Origin of the sequence: Mucilaginibacter ginsenosidivorax (genome assembly GCF_007971525.1) — a bacterium.
GTDB lineage: Bacteria > Bacteroidota > Bacteroidia > Sphingobacteriales > Sphingobacteriaceae > Mucilaginibacter > Mucilaginibacter ginsenosidivorax.
The window spans coordinates 5,318,687-5,336,108 of the sequence record NZ_CP042437.1; the positions used below are offsets into that span (position 1 = coordinate 5,318,687).

Annotated in this window: 9 protein-coding genes; 8 read left to right on the forward strand and 1 reads right to left on the reverse strand. The window is 44.3% G+C overall.

Annotated features, from left to right (window positions below; translation table 11 throughout):
• The first annotated feature begins 49 nt into the window (after window positions 1-49).
• The 6 genes from FSB76_RS22305 (at window position 50) to FSB76_RS22330 (ending at window position 11,441) form a co-directional block, all read left to right on the forward strand.
• Window positions 50-3,367 carry a SusC/RagA family TonB-linked outer membrane protein gene (locus tag FSB76_RS22305; protein ID WP_158642953.1) on the forward strand — a complete coding sequence of 1,106 codons (3,318 nt, stop codon included), beginning with the start codon at window positions 50-52 and terminating at the stop codon, window positions 3,365-3,367.
• Window positions 3,368-3,393: 26 nt separating this feature from the next.
• Complete coding sequence (locus FSB76_RS22310) at window positions 3,394-5,094, forward strand: RagB/SusD family nutrient uptake outer membrane protein (protein ID WP_147057290.1); 1,701 nt, start codon at window positions 3,394-3,396, stop codon at window positions 5,092-5,094.
• A gap of 89 nt (window positions 5,095-5,183) precedes the next feature.
• Complete coding sequence (locus FSB76_RS22315; RefSeq protein ID WP_147057292.1) at window positions 5,184-6,698, forward strand: glycoside hydrolase family 28 protein; 1,515 nt, start codon at window positions 5,184-5,186, stop codon at window positions 6,696-6,698.
• A 17-nt stretch (window positions 6,699-6,715) separates the two neighbouring features.
• Window positions 6,716-9,025, forward strand: coding sequence for a GH92 family glycosyl hydrolase (locus FSB76_RS22320; RefSeq protein WP_147057294.1), 2,310 nt, complete (start codon window positions 6,716-6,718; stop codon window positions 9,023-9,025).
• 23 nt (window positions 9,026-9,048) lie between these two features.
• Window positions 9,049-10,032 carry a glycoside hydrolase family 43 protein gene (locus tag FSB76_RS22325; protein WP_147057296.1) on the forward strand — a complete coding sequence of 328 codons (984 nt, stop codon included), beginning with the start codon at window positions 9,049-9,051 and terminating at the stop codon, window positions 10,030-10,032.
• Window positions 10,033-10,088: 56 nt separating this feature from the next.
• Window positions 10,089-11,441: an alpha-L-fucosidase gene (locus FSB76_RS22330; RefSeq protein WP_147057298.1), complete on the forward strand. Its 1,353-nt coding sequence runs from the start codon at window positions 10,089-10,091 to the stop codon at window positions 11,439-11,441.
• 130 nt (window positions 11,442-11,571) lie between these two features.
• Here the strand turns inward: FSB76_RS22330 and FSB76_RS22335 are convergent, their stop codons facing one another.
• The gene (locus FSB76_RS22335) at window positions 11,572-12,462 is read right to left on the reverse strand and encodes an AraC family transcriptional regulator (RefSeq protein WP_147057300.1); all 891 of its coding nucleotides are present in this window, start codon (window positions 12,460-12,462) and stop codon (window positions 11,572-11,574) included.
• 363 nt (window positions 12,463-12,825) lie between these two features.
• Between FSB76_RS22335 and FSB76_RS22340 the strand changes: the two genes are divergently transcribed.
• Entirely contained in the window at window positions 12,826-15,903 is a 3,078-nt protein-coding gene (locus tag FSB76_RS22340; RefSeq protein WP_147057301.1) for a SusC/RagA family TonB-linked outer membrane protein, read from the forward strand.
• Between the two features lie 29 nt (window positions 15,904-15,932).
• Window positions 15,933-17,402 carry a RagB/SusD family nutrient uptake outer membrane protein gene (locus tag FSB76_RS22345; protein WP_225976276.1) on the forward strand — a complete coding sequence of 490 codons (1,470 nt, stop codon included), beginning with the start codon at window positions 15,933-15,935 and terminating at the stop codon, window positions 17,400-17,402.
• Window positions 17,403-17,422 lie beyond the last annotated feature (20 nt).

Genomic DNA, 17,422 nt, shown 5'->3' on the forward strand with positions numbered 1-17,422 from the left:
CAAATTTATGAATTATTGTTTACTTAATTCCCATTTCTGGTGCAAGATCATGAGGATTACATTTAGCCAGTTATTGATCATTACGCTGATGACTGGCATTAGCTATGCAAGGCCTACTTCAGCACAAACCATTTTGGATAAAAAAATCACTTTAACCGTTGAAGATAAGACATTGGTTGAAGTGCTGAAAGTTTTGGCCAAAAAACATCAGGTACAGTTCGTTTATAACCAGGATATCATTCAAAGCAAGGAAAAGATATCCGCGGCATTTAACGATCAAAACCTCAAGGATGTGCTGGATCAATTACTTTTGAGATACAATATCAATTATGAGGTGTTTAAAAATAAGATCATCCTCACGAACCTGCAGCCGGCTGAAGATCCGGTTGTTGCTCAACCCGGTGTGCAGGATCTTAAGATCAGCGGTAAGGTAGTTGATGAAAAAAATCAGCCGCTTGTTGGTGTGAGCGTAAGTGTCAAAGGTACCAATAGTGGTACAGTAACCGATATCAACGGTAATTTTTCCCTCACAGTTGCGAAGGCAAGTGATATACTCGTTTTTAAATATATCGGTTATTCGACGCTTGAAACACCGATAAGCGGCGCGTCGCCATTAACTATCAAACTGACGGCCGATTCAAAGGCACTCAGCGAAGTGGTGGTTATCGGTTACGGCACCAAGAAGAAAATTGACCTTACTGGTACGGTAAGCTCCATACAGGCCGACGAAATAGCCAGGGCAAATGCAACGGGTACACAGGATGCTATGCAGGGACGGATAGCTGGTGTGGATATTAAAAGGGGCTCGGGTAAACCAGGATCAGATTTTACCATTGAGATCAGGGGAGCAAACTCGATCACCGGTAATACGCAGCCCTTGTATGTTATAGACGGCGTTCCGGTCGCGGTTAATGGCAGCCCGTCAAACCCGGCCAATGACATCAATCCCGCGGATATCGAGAGGATAGATATATTAAAAGACGCATCCTCAACCGCTATATATGGATCACGTGGCGCTAATGGGGTGGTGTTGATCACAACAAAGAGAGGAGCGAAGGGAAGTTCCAAGATAATTTATACCGGCTATACCGGCATTGTAAACCCATATCACCTTCCTCCGGTCATGGATGGTCCTACTTTTGTAAACTACGTACGCGATTTCTTCAACGCACAGGCTGGCTACCCGGCTACGCCTATCCCGGATAGTAAATTATTTTCGGCGACGGAATTAACAAATATCCAAAACGGGACTTACACAAACTGGATAGATCTCATCAAACGAAATGGATCTCAGTCCAATCATAATATTTCTATAACGGGCGGCGATGATAAAACTACCTATTTTACCTCGGCGGGTTATCAGCTTTATCAAGGAACTACCAAAGCAGAAGATTCCAAAAAATATACCCTTAAAGCAGGCCTGGATAAAACTATAAATAATACATTCAGAGCAGGTGCTTCTGTTTACTCCACTTTCGTCAATAACCACCTGGGCAGTGCTGAGGTTTTTCGTTCTGCTTACAGGCTGCGTCCAACGGGTAGCGCATATAATGCTGATGGCAGCCCCCGCTTTTTTGCCTATGAAAGCGAAACGCAGATCACCAATCCACTGTTTGAATTTAATAACGAGATAAGGCAGCAGCAATACGTACACGTACTACCCAATATTTATGCGGAAGCCAACCTGATGAAAGGCTTAAAGATCCGTACCTCGTTCAGCCCCGATCTTACCTTTCAGCGACAGGGACAATATGATGATACCTTTACCAAGCAGCAGGCCGGTACAAAACCGGCACTGGGGCAGAGCAGTACCAATCAGTATATTAATTATACCTGGGAAAACCTGTTGGTATATAATGCGGCTATAGGAAGGCATAAGTTTGATGTTACATTGGGTAACACTTTTGAATACCACCAGCAGGACTTTTCTTCTATTTCAGCACAAGGCTTACCATACCGTTCTTTATGGTACAATCTGGGTTCTGCAACAACAATTACCATAAATGGGAACGCGATTGCTCCTATAACGACAGTTGGAAGCGGTTATTCGCAGCAAAATCTTACTTCCTACTTCGGAAGGGCTAACTACACATTCAATAACAGGTATCTTTTTACAGCAACCTTCAGGGCTGATGCCAATTCGGTGTTTGCACCGGGGCATAAATGGGGATACTTTCCATCCGGCTCCTTTGCATGGATTGCCAGCGAAGAGTCCTTTTTAAAAAATATCCAGGTGCTTGATTTACTGAAGTTCCGTTTGAGCTATGGAAAGTCGGGTAATGCATCGTCCGTAGGCCCTTACGCTACACAGGCAACTGTTGGGCAATCACCCTATGATTTCAATGGCGTCGCAGCCAATGGATTTGCGCCAAACTTTGGTAACCAAAGCCTTACATGGGAAAAGACAGATGAGTATAATGCCGGCGTAGAATTAGGCTTATGGAAAAACCGCATTGGTTTAGATGTAAATTTATATCGTAAAACCTCAAAAGGATCCATACTTAATCAGCAGGTTCCCCCCGAAAACGGTTATTCGAGCCAGACAACAAACCTGGGTTCAGTCAGAAACCAGGGTATTGAGATTGGTTTAAACACGGTCAATGTCAGCAGCGGTAAGTTCAGCTGGACGACTAACTTTAATTTCGCCGCTAACTATAATAAAATTGTGCAATTATACGGAGACGGTAAAAATGATATCGGTAATGCATGGTTTTTAGGTTACAAGGTAAGGGAAATCTATAATTATAAAATTATAGGCGTATGGCAAACCAGCGAGGCTCAGCAAGCCGCCGTGTATGGTGCCAAGCCAGGACAGTATAAAATTCAGGATATAAATAATGATGGTAAAATTGATGCAACTAATGACAGGCAAATATTAGGCAGTAGTATTCCCAATTGGTTTGGCGGAGTTACCAGCACAATTAATTACGCAAATTTTGATTTTAGCTTTACGGTATATACCAGGCAGGGTACCTATGAAAATAGTGTGTTTCTGGAACAACTGTTAAACGGCGATCAAAACCGGGCGCGTTTTGGGGCATTTGACAGAAGCTATTGGACGCCCACTAATCCAAGCAACCAGTGGTCAAATAAAGCCGTAAATTCTTCTGACCCGGCAAACACGATAGCTCAGTTTCAAAACTCCTCTTACACCAAAATAAGTAATATCACATTAGGGTACACCATTCCCAAAAGTATCTTAAGTAAGGTCAAGATCAGCAACCTAAGGGTATATGTTGATGCCTTTAACCCTTTTATATTTAGCAAGTTCATAGGATGGGATCCCGAAAACCCAAGTGGTAGTTCAGCGCTTAACCAAGACTTTCGTACGCGCACCTTTATCCTCGGTTTGAATTTAACGCTATAATCGATCATTATTTAACATAACCTGTTATGAAATATATCAATAAAAAATACGTGATGCTCACTTTAGCCATCGCGCTGCTCAGCATTACCGCGTGTAAAAAATACACGGATGAATATAACCCCCAAAGCCGCACCGCTGAAACCTATTATAACACGTTTTCTGGTTTCGAAGATCTCGCCCGTTCAAATTATGCCCCGTTAAGAGGTATTGTCAATTTTACGGGGCTCTACTACCTGGGGACTGATGCATTTTCGACACCGAGTATCAATGACGCGAACGGCGAAAATTTATATAATAATAACCTTAATTCTACCAATGGCGATGTGGATAGCTACTTGAGGCAATTATATTATGCTATCAATATAGCCAATAATACGCTTTATTGGGCTACCCAGGTAAAAGACGGCAGTACCGCAACGATTAATATTCGGGTTGCTGAGGCAAAAGCGCTCAGAGCCTATTATTATTATCTGCTTACAGAAACCTTTGGCGACGTGCCTTTGGTGTTAACCCGCACAACCAGCATTAACCTGGTTTTTACCCGGACGCCGGAAAAGGAAGTATACAACCAGATCATACAGGATTTAACAGATGCTGTAGGAACACTGCCGGCGACAACTTCTGACTTTGGACGGGTAACCAAAGGCTTTGCGCAGCACCTGTTAGCTAAAGTCTACCTTACAAGGGGATATAAAAGTTATGGTAGCGGCGAAGCCGATTTTCAGCTGGCTGCCACTACGTCGGAAGCGGTCATTAATTCCGGCAACTACAGTTTGAAAACGAAGTATGCTGATTTGTTTGATCCCTCGATAGCCAATTTCCAGGTTAACCCGGAGGTGATCTTTTCCGTACAGTACAGCACAAACACTGTTACCAATGCTTTCACGGTTCAGCAAAATGGTAGTGTATCACAACAGAGCGGTAATTCGTTACAGCAGTATTTTATGTGGGATACTCAAAATACAGGGTTGATCGGGCGCAGTACTTTTTATGGGAAAACCAATAATTCATCGGCCCTTGATCCGTATTGGTTCAGTAATTTCGATAAAAACCGAGACAGCCGTTACCTGGCTAATGTTTATGACGTAGTGTACGTACAGGTGGCTGGTTCGTTCAACAACAAATCTTACACGGTTGGCGATACGCTTTTATATTATCCTGCTGTCGCGTTTACGCCTGAACAGAAAGCGGCTAAAAAATATATCGTGATCAACCCGGATGAATACCGGACATCTCCTTTTTCTGCCGGGCTGCGCTCTTACCCGCAGTTTAAAAAATTCCGGGATCCTTTTGTTACCGCTTATGTTGACTTTGGCGGAGCCAGGGATACTTATGTGTTTCGCTTGGCGGAGACCTACCTGATCGCAGCCGAGGCTTATCTGAAAGCGGGTAATACGGCAAAGGCCCTTCAATATTTCAATGCCATACGTGCAAGGGCGGCTAAACCGGGAAACAATCCTGATACAGGTATCTCCTATGCCACAGAGATGCAGGTAAGTACCTTAACCATTGATGATATACTGGATGAAAGGCTAAGGGAGTTGACCGGAGAAGAGTTCAGGTGGTTTGAGCTGAAGAGAACAGGTACACTGGTGCGCCGTACGCTGGCTTATAATGACGAAGCCAAAGCCGCGAACGCTTTAAAAGCCATTCATGTTCTAAGGCCTATTCCGCAGGCGGTTATTGATCTGAACCGCGCTGCCTTTCCGCAAAACCCAGGCTATTAATTAATACCCCAATCCAAGCGGGCCGGTTCAGGGCATTGAACCGGCCCGCTCATTATTTAAGGGACATTGTAAATACGCTATCTATAAATATGATAAAAAGACAATTATCTACTTTGCTGCTTGTTTGTACGGGGCTGAACAGTTTTGCACAACAGGATTTTAATATTTTGCATTACGGTGCAAAAATGAGCCTGACCTATAATAATACCGCCGCTATTCAAAAAACGATAGATGCTGCAGCGAAGAAAGGAGGGAGGGTTATCATTCCACCGGGTAATTTTATTACCGGCCCCCTCGAACTTAAAAGCGGCGTTGACCTGCATTTGGATGACGACGCCCTGCTGCTGGGCAGTACCAAACGCCTGGACTACGGTGTAAGCGGCAAGCCGCTTATCTCCGCTGTAGGTCAGCATAACGTCTCCATAACGGGCAAGGGGATTATAGACGGGCAGGGACGCGAGCTGGTTGAAAATGTTTTGTTGCTTTTACGTGAAGGCAAAATGCAGGACAGGGAATGGCTGCTTAAGCGCCCGGGAGAAAACAGTCGCCCGATGATCATCTTATTTAAAGGCTGCAAACAAGTAAAAGTCAATAATATTACCATCAAAAATTCGGCTGCCTGGGTGCAAAGTTACAATGATTGCGATGGCGTGGATATTGACAGCATGAAGGTACAGAGTACCGCTTACTGGAACAACGATGGTATAGATATCGTTGATTCAAAGAACGTAAAAATAACCAACAGCTATTTTAATGCCGCGGATGATGCGATCTGCCTAAAATCAGAAAGTACCGGGAAAAGCTGCGAAAATATTATCGTTGAGAATTGCATACTGCGTTCGAGCGCCAGCGGGTTTAAACTGGGTACCGGCTCGGTTGGCGGATTTAAAAATATCCGCGTCCGCAATCTTGTCGTGTTCGATACTTACCGTTCGGCCATTGCCCTGGAAACCGTAGATGGCGCTTATCTCACAGATGTCAACATCAGCCACGTTAAGGGCAAAAACATCGGTAATGCCATTTTTATCCGCCTTGGGCATCGTAATAAAGATGAAAGGTACAGTACGATAAATAATATTTTGATTGATGATGTAAAGGCCGATGTGCCTAACGCCAAACCAGATATTGGTTACCCGGTTGAGGGGCCGCCGCCAAAGGTAGCGCCGCATAACCTCGTGCCGGCATCTATAACCGGTTTGCCGGACCACCTGGTACAAAATGTTACCCTGAAAAATATCGAAATTATGTATGGCGGCAATGCCAGAAAGGAGATTGCTTTTATCCCTACAGATTCACTGTCTCATGTAATTGAAAACCCTGCGGGGTATCCTGAGTTTACGATGTTCGGGGAGTTGCCTTCCTGGGGTTTGTACACCAGGCACGCCTCTGGTATCCATATCAGCGATTTTAAAATAACTTTAAAGCAGGATGACTTTCGCCCGGCTATGGTTTTTGACGATGTCAGCGGGTTGGATTTAAAAAAGATCGAAGTACCTTTATCAGCCGCCGTTCCTGTTCTTGTTTATAGAAAAGTCACGCAGCTAAGGACCGCAGACCTGGTCATTCCCGCAGGAGATAAATCAGTCGAAATTAACAATAAATAACTCCTTAAACGTGGCGAATGAATATCAAATATAATTGCAGGATATGGGTAGTTGTATTTTGGCTGTTTAACTATAGTGCCAATGCGCAGGACCTGGTTAAATACGTACAGCCAATGGCTGGCAGCGGTGCCGCGACTACACCGGCCGCGCTTAAGCATGGCAGCGGAACCGAATTATTTGCTAATACCATACCTGCGGTTACCACTCCTTTCGCTATGACGCAGTGGAGCCCGCAAACCCAAACGTCTGAGAATAAATGTATAGCCCCTTACCGGTATAGTGATAACTATTTTAGCGGGATCAGGGCCAGCCACTGGTTAAGCGGTTCCTGCACCCAGGACTACGGGAGTTTTACAATTATGCCTGTTAGTAGCAGGCTGAGAACGCTGGCAACTGATTATGCGGTAAAATTCAACCATACAGACGAGTATTCGTCTCCCTATTATTATCGTATCGATCTGAATAACTATGGTTTAAAGGTTGCTGTTACCTCAACACCGCGTTGCGCTATAATAAAGGTTACAGCCCTGAGGGCCGACAGCGTTTACCTGCTGATAAGCCCCAACAGCGATTATAATGAGGGTTTTGTTAAAGTAGATCCTGGCCGTGGAGAAGTTGAGGCGTACAACCCGGTGCATCGCATTTACCAGGGCTGGGGGAAAGAGGCCGGTTTTAAAGGCTATTTTGTCGCAAGGATGGAAAAAGCGGCCGGTAGTTCTGGTTCGTTCGCCAGTGATACCCTTTATCACAATGCTACTATCAGCAACAAAAAAAATATCGGCGTATACCTCGGGTTTAAATTGAAGGCCGGTGAAAGCATCTGTATGAAGGTAGGTACCTCATTCAGCAGTATATCAGGCGCACGGAAAAACTTGGATGCGGAAATTCCCGGCTGGAAACCAGGGCCGGTTGTGGCTGCAGGCAAAGCCAAATGGCAAAAAGCACTGTCACAGATCGGTCTGAATACCGCTATTGAAAAGGATAAACGCATATTTTATACATCCCTTTATCATGCCATGCAACAGCCACGCCTGTATAATGATGTGGATGGTTCTTACCCGGAATTCGCGTCGGCTAATAAAATCGGACGGCTGAAGAAAGGTAATTACTATGATGATTTTTCGTTGTGGGATGTTTACCGGGCGCATTTACCCTTGTTTGAATTGCTGAAGCCTTCATTGATCAATGATGTTGTAAACTCTTTTATCCTTAAGGGGCAGCAAGGCGGCTGGTTACCCATATTCCCCTGCTGGAACAGTTATACTTCTGAAATGATCGGCGACCATAGCAGTTCGGTCATAGCATCCGCTTATTTAAAGGGGATCGGGAATTTTAACGCTGCGGAGGCCTACCGACTGATCAGGAAAAACGCTTTTGATACACCGGCAAACAAGGCAGATTACGCCGAAGGAAAAGGGCGGCGGGCGTTGGACAGCTACCTGAAATACCATTATATACCTGTAGAAGACAGTGTGCCGGATGCTTTTCATAAAAAAGAACAGGTAAGCCGTACGCTGGAATATGCTTATGATGATTACGCGGTTGCCATGATGGCCGCAAAAATGGGTAAAACGGGAGATTATAAGGTGTTGGCCGGCCGGGCAGGTTATTATCGTAATGTATTTGATCAAAACAAGGGTATGGTGAGGGGGCGCCATGCAGATGGCAGCTGGACCGGCGATTTTAAACCGGATAATAAAGCTTATTACATTACTGAAGGCACACCGCGGCAGTATACGTTCTATGTACCGCAGGATGTTACTGGTCTGGCCGGTCTTATGGGCGGGCGCTCAAAATTAGAGGCCGCGCTGGATAGTATTTTTATCAAAAATGAATACTGGCATGGCAACGAGCCCGGGCATCAGATCCCTTTTATGTATAACTTTACGTCCGCCCCATGGAAAACCCAGCAACGCGTGCGCGAAATACTGGCTACAGAATATGGCGATGGGCCGGGGGGCTTAAGTGGTAATGATGATGCGGGGCAAATGTCGGCCTGGTATATCTTCGCATCTATCGGCTTATATCCTTTAAACCCGGTATCGGGCGAGTATTTGCTCAGTTCTCCTATTTTCGGCAGCGTTTCCATGCATTTAGGCAATGGCAAAACCTTCCGCATCAATACGCATAAAAGGGTAAACAACGCAGGCTATATCTATGCGGTGAAGTGGAACGGGAAGAACATCAGCAATAATTACATCTCTTACAAGAACATTATCAATGGGGGACGGCTCGATGTTTACCTTCAGGATAAACCTGATTTGAAATGGGGCATAAAAGCAGCCATGCAACCCAAGAGTTCAATTGCTCCCTTAAAAGCAAATTGATCAAACACTAACCTAAAAAAGACATGAACTTTAAATTAAAAAAAGCCTTACGTTACAGTATAACTGCGTTGGGATTTCTTTTACTAACAAGTTTGGCGGCTCCGGTAAAAGCTCAAAATACAGGAGAAGGAGCCTATATCTTCACTTATTTTAAAAATAACGGTGAAGATGGGCTGCATCTTGCCTATAGTTATGACGGCCTGAAATGGGCTGCTTTAAATCAGGACAGTTCCGTTTTAAAACCTAAAGTCGGAGTGGATAGGCTCATGCGTGATCCCTGTGTCATTAAAGGACCTGACGGACTTTTCCACATGGTGTGGACGGTGAGTTGGAAAGAACGGGGGATAGGTTATGCTTCATCCCCGGATATGATCCATTGGTCGGAACAGCAGTTCATACCGGTGATGGCGCACGAACCGTTGGCGCAGAATTGCTGGGCTCCTGAGATCATTTATAACCAGGCTGATCAAAGTTACATGATCTACTGGGCGACAACCATCCCCGGCAGGTTTCCTGAAACTGATGAAGAAGGGGAAAAAAATCACCGGATCTATTATGTTTCAACGCGGGACTTTAAAACCTACACCAAGGCATGCCTGTTGTACGACCCCGGTTTTAATGTAATTGATGCCACCATTCAAAAAGATGGCAACCGTTATGTGATGTTCCTGAAAAACGAAACCAAAAAGCCGGTAACCGAAAAGAATATTCGCGTAGCATTTAGCAAATACCTTACAAAGGATTATAGTAATGCCTCTGAACCGATAACTGGTAAATACTGGGCAGAAGGACCAACCGCAGTTAAGATAGATAATGAATGGGTGGTTTATTTTGATAAGTATACAGACCATCAATATGGGGCTGTTAAGTCTGCAGATCTAAAGAACTGGACAGATGTATCCAACCAATTGAAGCTGCCCGAAGGTATCCGACATGGTACGGTGTTAGCTGTGAGCAAGGCGGCACTGAAGCTATTGGTGAGCCATTTTAATCAGAACAACAAATAAAAAACGAAAACGATTATTCGCGAAAGCCTATAATTTTATAACAGATAATATAAATTATGCTAAAGAAATTACAATTACTGCTGATGTTTGTATTGCTGATGGCCCCATCGGTATTTGCACAAAAAATGATAGGCACCGAAACCGATGCCCAAAAAGATAAACGCATGGAATGGTGGAAGGACGACCGCTTTGGTATGTTCATTCACTGGGGACTGTACTCGCAGGCCGCCCGCCACGAATGGGTAAAGCACAATGAAAAAATTGACAATGCCGGTTATCAGAAATATTTCGATCAGTTTAACCCCGACCTGTTCGATCCGCAAAAATGGGCTAAACAAGCCAAAGCAGCCGGTATGAAATATGCCGTGCTAACCACCAAGCACCACGAAGGTTTTTGCCTGTTCGATTCAAAATTTACTGATTATAAAGCTCCAAATACTAAAGCCAAACGCGACCTGGTACGTGAATATGTAAACGCTTTCCGCGCTCAGGGTTTAAAAGTGGGCTTTTATTATTCGCTGTTAGACTGGCACCACCCGCAATATACTATTGATGAGATCCATCCGCAATCTCCTGCTGATAAAAGTGATGCATCATACGCTAAACTGAACAAAGGACGTGATATGGCCAAATACCGCCAGTACATGCGCGATCAGATCACCGAGTTGTTAACCAAATACGGTAAGATCGATATCCTTTGGCTTGATTTCTCATTCCCCCGTAAAGATGGGCATGGCAAAGGTAAAGACGAATGGGGTTCAGTTGAGTTGCTTAAATTGATCAGGAAGTTACAGCCGGGTATTATTGTAGATAACCGCCTGAACCTGGAAGAATATAAAGACGGCGCCGATTTTGAAACTCCCGAACAGGTAAGCACTGCCGAACTGGCTAAATACCGTGGCAAAACCTGGGAAACCTGCCAAACCTTTTCCGGCTCATGGGGATACTACCGTGATGAAAATACCTGGAAAACCCACCGTCAATTGCTTGACCTGTTAATTACTTCGGTAAGTAATGGCGGCAACCTGATCCTGAACGTTGGGCCAACCGCGCGCGGCGAGTTTGATTACCGCGCTACCAATGCGCTGGATAGTTTGGCTTACTGGATGCATGCCAACAGTAAATCTATTTACAATTGTACTTACGCTCCTGATACCTATAAAATACCTGAAGGAACCAAACTTACTTACAACAAAGCCGCCGGTAAATTGTATGTGCAGTTGTTTAGCTATCCGCACGGGAAACTGATACTGCCGGGTTACAAAGGCAAGATCAAATACGCGCAGTTTTTGAATGACAGCTCGGAGCTTTTATACAAAGAAATTAACGAAGATGACCTGGAAGTAACTTTACCGGCAAAGAAACCGAACTATGAGATTCCGGTAATTGAACTTACGCTCCAGCAATAAGCTGAAAGATACAAATTAAATATCCACCCGTATGGTAGCGATAAGGCCTGGTTGGCTCTATACCGCGGGTGGATTGCTTTTCACTATAGTGCCTATAATCCAGTAAATATAGAGGGAAAGGCAGCCTGTTTCAATCATATTTCTTTAAGCCGATGCTCCGGTAATCAACCGGAGTAAGGCCTGTCTTCATCTTAAATAATTTTGAGAAATAAGTCACCGATTCAAAATTTAAACGATAGGCTACACTTTTAACGGAGTTTTCCGGAACTAACAAAAGTTCTTTTGATTGTTGGATCTTCAACTGTATGAGGTACTGATTCGGTGCCATGCCGGTATACTGTTTAAAGGTTTTCCTGAACCATGAATAGCCAACTTTCAATTCTTCAGCGATTTCCTCCGGCGTAACGTGCTGGTTCATATGATCGCGCATCAGAAAGCGGGCTTTATCCATAATTGCCTGTATATTATTCTCGCCCTGGAATGATGCCTTTTTTAGTTCTGCGTGGATAGTGCCGAGCAAATGTACGGAGGCGCCCGCTATAAGCGGTTGATATCCGGGTTTTTCGCCTTTTGTAATATCAATAATTTCTGTAAACAAATCAAAAAGAGTGTCTTTAAGCCCGATATTCAATATTGGTTTTTGAACGCTGAAAAATTTATTTAATATGAAGTTTTCCATGATCTGCCCTTTTAGTCCAATCCAGTACTCATCCCAGCCGGTAGTTGAATCAGGCTTGTAACGATGCCGTTCATTCGGAAAAAGCAGAATAATAGTGCCTTCTTGAACTTGTGTGAGCTTACAATGTTCTGATTCGAAGGTGCCCGAGCCCTGCGTGATATAGATGATCTGGTATTCGTGTAATACCCGGCCATTTTTCCAGGTAAAATAATAATTTGAGGGATGGTCTTTACTTGGATAGACCGTTGATTTGGGAATGTGTGTAAAACCGGTATTAAGGACGGTTAACCCCCATGCTTCATCATCCTGGTTGACGGGTAAGTATTTGCAATAATTGGTCATAATGGCAAAATGGTTTTTAATTGGACTGCTCACCGCTGCAGCTTAAGTCGCAGCTATTTTTTCGCTGTCAATAAGTGTTTAAAATACAAATAAAAGTCAAAATCAACCGATTAAGAAATAAAAATCTCCATTTATCATTTTGTACAACTGTTTTATCAAAATAGGCCTTTTTGTGGGATTCTATTCGAATAATTTTGAATTATAACCAATTGTGTTTTTTAATCCCAGGCAATACTTGCTTCGGACAATTTTAACCTAATAAATCTTATGAAACAAAATTACTCATTGAAAATGCCTGTTGATAGCCTATGTACCCTTATTTCGCAAACAACCGGCACTGACCTTATCCAATTTTAAACAGAAATGAAATCAATCACAAAATATCTACCTACATGGACAGGTAATAAGGCTGGCTTTTTTTTAATTGTCCTTTTAACAATTTCAGGCCTTGCGAAAGCGCAGACATCAATCAGGATCTCAGGACAGGTAAGCACGCAGAAAGGAGAGCCACTTGCAGGGGTGACCGTGAGTTTAAAAGGGAGCACCATTTCTACATCTACTGATGCAAAAGGCAAGTATAGCATCAGCGCCGCTCAGGGAGAGGGTACCCTGGTATTTACCTATATCGGTTATATCAAACGTGAAATTGTTATTAGCGGCAAAACAACGATCGACATTCAGTTAACAGAGGAGTCGAAGATCCTGGACGCGGTGGTCGTAGTCGCCTATGGTAACACCACCCAACGAACATCTACCGGTTCCTTACAGACAGTCAGTGCAAAGGAACTGCAGGATATACCGGCAGCACAGGTAACGCAAAAGCTGCAGGGTAAATTGGCAGGTGTTCAGATCAGCCAGGCAACCGGAAAGCCCGGACAGGGTATTCAGGTGCGGATCAGGGGTGCTGCTTCGATCTCCGCGGGTAGTGATCCGTTGTATGTTGTCGACGGGTTTCCGATAACAGGAGATATCAGCAGTATAAACGCGGACGAGATCGAAACGATCAGCGTACTGAAAGATGCCGCTTCAACTTCATTATACGGTTCACGCGCGGCCAACGGGGTGGTCCTGATCACCACGAAGCATGGAAAAAATGGCAAAACCGACATTCTCTTCAACAGCTACGTAGGGCTGCAAAAGGTGCCCCAGAAAGGCAGGCCGGATATGATGGATGCCACGGAATTTGCAGAGTTTAAAAAAGAATCTTTTGAAGATCTGGGTCAGCCGGTACCCGCGGCTTTTCAGAATCCCTCACAATACGGCAAGGGTTACGACTGGTATGCCGCCATGTTGCGCAGCGCTATAATTGAGAATTATAGTCTTACTGTAAATACCGGTACCGAAAGGTCGAGTTCTTCTGTGACGGGCAGCTTTTTTAACCAGGACGGCGTATTGCTCAATTCAAACTATAAGCGGTTTTCATTGCGGGCCAATAACGATTACAATCTGACCAATAATATTAAATTGGGCTTTAACCTGGCCCCAAGTTATGTGATTAATAACGCGCCGGCCACAGACGGGCTGTTTTATCAAGGGGGCGGCCTGATCAATAATGCCCTGCTGACATGGCCTACATTACCCATATATAACCCCGATGGGTCGCTTACCAATAACGCAAACGGGGTGTTTCCAACGCCGAACTGGATCAATGCCATCCAGCAAATTGAGAATGTAACCAAAACTACACGCTTATTATCGAACGCCTACATCCAATATCAGCCCATAAAAGGCTTAACACTCAAATCGAGCATTAATATAGATCTCGGCCAGTCTGCCTACGATAATTTTAACCCGTCTACCGCTTCAAAGTCTTTTGCCTCCCTGCCCCCGGTAACAGCAAGTGGTTTTGAATCCAATAATCGCTACACTTCCTGGTTAAATGAAAATATAGCTACATATAAAAGGACTTTCGGGGATCATACCTTTGAGTTGCTTGGCGGATTCACGGTTCAAAAGACACAGTCTAATTATAGCCAGATCAGGGGAACCAATTATCCCGATGACAGGATCCATGTTATTCAATCCGCGGTCAATATCGACAGGACAAATACTTACCAGGATATCCAGCAATATAACCTGCTTTCCTACTTATCAAGGATGACCTATAATTACAAGGGAAGGTATTTATTATCAGCGGCATTACGCCGTGATGGTTCGTCGCGCTTCGGGTCGGATAATAAATATGGTAATTTTCCGTCTGTCTCGGTTGGCTGGAACGTATCTGACGAAAGCTTTATGCAAAATATCAGCCAGGTTTCCTTGCTGAAGTTCCGCAGCAGTTATGGTGTGACAGGGAATAACAATATCGGTAACTATACGCAATATGCCAATATCAATTCATCAAATGCCATATTCGGTTCAACAGTCGCCAGCGGCACCGCGGTTACTTCAATAGGTAATCGTAATCTTGGCTGGGAAACTACTAAACAATTCGACGCAGGACTTGACCTGGCGGTTTTTAACAACCGGATCACGTTTACCTATGACTATTATAATAAGAGAACAACCCATTTGCTCTTTAATCTTCCTGTCGCCCAAGAATCGGGTTTCTCCAACTTTATCAGTAATGTCGGGGAATTACAGTTCTGGGGCCACGAGTTTTCTGTAAACTCCAGCAACCTGACCGGCGCGTTCAAATGGAACAGCAGCTTCAATATCGCCTTCAGCGACAATAAAGTATTGGCATTGTCCGGGTTGAGTGACCGCATTTACGGAGATCATACAATCACTAAAGTAGGGGGCCGGATAGGTCAGCTTTATGGTTTGATACAGGATGGTGTTTATAAAAACCAGGCTGATTTTGACAATTCTCCTAAAAGTGTTGACTCGCAGGTTGGTACGATAAAGTACAGGGACGTAAACGGAGACGGAGTGATCACTTATGGCGGGGATAATGATGACCGTACCGTTATCGGTAATCCATTCCCGAAATTTACTTATGGTATTACCAATAATTTCGTTTATAAAAACTTTGACCTGAGTATCGTAGGCTCAGGTTCTTACGGCAATAAGATCATGAGCCTTCTGGACGAAGGGACTACTAACCTTGATGGTGTATTTAATGTTTTAAAAGATGTAAAATACAGATGGCGCTCGCCTGAAAACCCAGGTGCAGGGAAGTATGGTAAAACAACCGGTTCAACGGCGGATGAACGTGCCTGGTCATCAAGTCATTTTATACAAAGCGGCAGTTTCTTTACCATTAAAAACATAACACTGGGTTATACCATTCCTCTGGCCGATAATAAATATGTTAAGAATGTGCGGCTCTACACGAGTGTTCAGCAAGCATTCGTGTTCAGTAAATACAAAGGGGCCAATCCTGAAGTGAGTACTGACGCGAATGGTAACCCGGCTTCGGCCTTGGGCCAGGGCCTTGATTACTCGGCTTACCCGGTACCCCGTACGTTTACCTTTGGCCTTAGTGTTGGCGTCAGATAATAATCACAGTCAGTTTAATACATGATATCATGAAATACAAAATTGTTTTAGCCGGGATAATGGCTGCAGTGCTATTTTCCTGCAAGAAAAGCGTTTTAGAATTACCATCGCAAACGGCCTTAAGCACGCCTATATATTTTAAATCGCAGGCTGATTTTCAACAGGCTGTAAATGGCGCATATGCCCCGTTGCGGACTTTATATAATAATGCGTGGGCGATGGGTGAACTGAGGGCCGATAACTCCCGGTATAAGTTTAACCCGAATGACCGGGGCACAATTCAGGCTGAATATATAGCCGATTTTACCAATGATGCCAATAATGGTATAGTTGCCGCTAAATATGTGAATGATTACCAGATCATTGCAAGGGTTAACCAATTGCTGGCGCCGATAGACGGCGTTAATTTTGACGCCGCAGTAAAAAATAACATCAAAGGACAGGCCTACTTTTTACGCGCATTTGCTTATTTTGACCTGGTTCAATATTTTGGAAAGGTGCCCCTGCACTTAAAACCGGTAGGGACCTTACAGGAAACGGCCTTACCCTTGAGCAGTGTTGATTCTGTTTACAATCAAATTATCAGCGATGCTAAACTGGCGGCATCATTACTGCCAAACAAAGCGATCCAGGAAAAAGGGCGGGTTACGTCAGGCTCGGCTCAAACGCTGTTGGGAAATGTTTACACGGTATTGAAAAAGTGGCCGGAAGCGGAAACTGCTTTCTCGTCGGTTGTAAATTCCGGCCAGTACAGCCTGATCGCTGATTATGCTGCTGTTTTCGATCCCTCCAATAAAAATAATGCGGAGTCGGTATTTGAAATTCAATACCAGCAAGGTACCGACGGATATGCGAGCAACTTTATTTACCAGTTTTTGCCCCAGCCTATTAGCGGGGCTGAAATTAGTGCCGTTACAGGGGTTACCCCGGAAAATTCACTGACAATCGAAGGCTATAATATACCGTCACCGGACATTATCGCAGCGTATGAAGCCGGAGATAAAAGAAAACCGGCATCGATCGGCGCGGTCAGCGCAGGTGGCGTAGTTTATCCTTATGTGAAAAAATATAACCATCCCCACGCGCAAACAGGTATCACTAATGATAACTGGCCGGTATACCGGTACGCTGAAGTGCTGTTGTTTTTGGCCGAAGTCTTAAACGAGCAGGGAAAAACCAGTGAGGCGGTAAAATTCTTAAATCAGGTTAGGGTAAGGGCAGGCTTAACTGGTACAATAGCGGGGACAACTGCCGATCTTCGCCAGGCAATCATCAATGAACGGAGATTTGAGCTGGCCTTTGAAAATAAAAGGTGGCTGGATCTGGTTCGTACCGGGCAGGCTGTACAGGTAATTACCGCTTACGGGGCGCGGATCAAAGCAAACCCGCAGGCGTATTACTTCCCGGCAGGGATTACCGTTGCCCCGGCTGCTTTTACCACGATCAGTTTATTGTTTCCAATACCTAATTCTGAAGCTGCACTTAATCCTTATTTCTAAATTATCAAAGAGCAAAGACG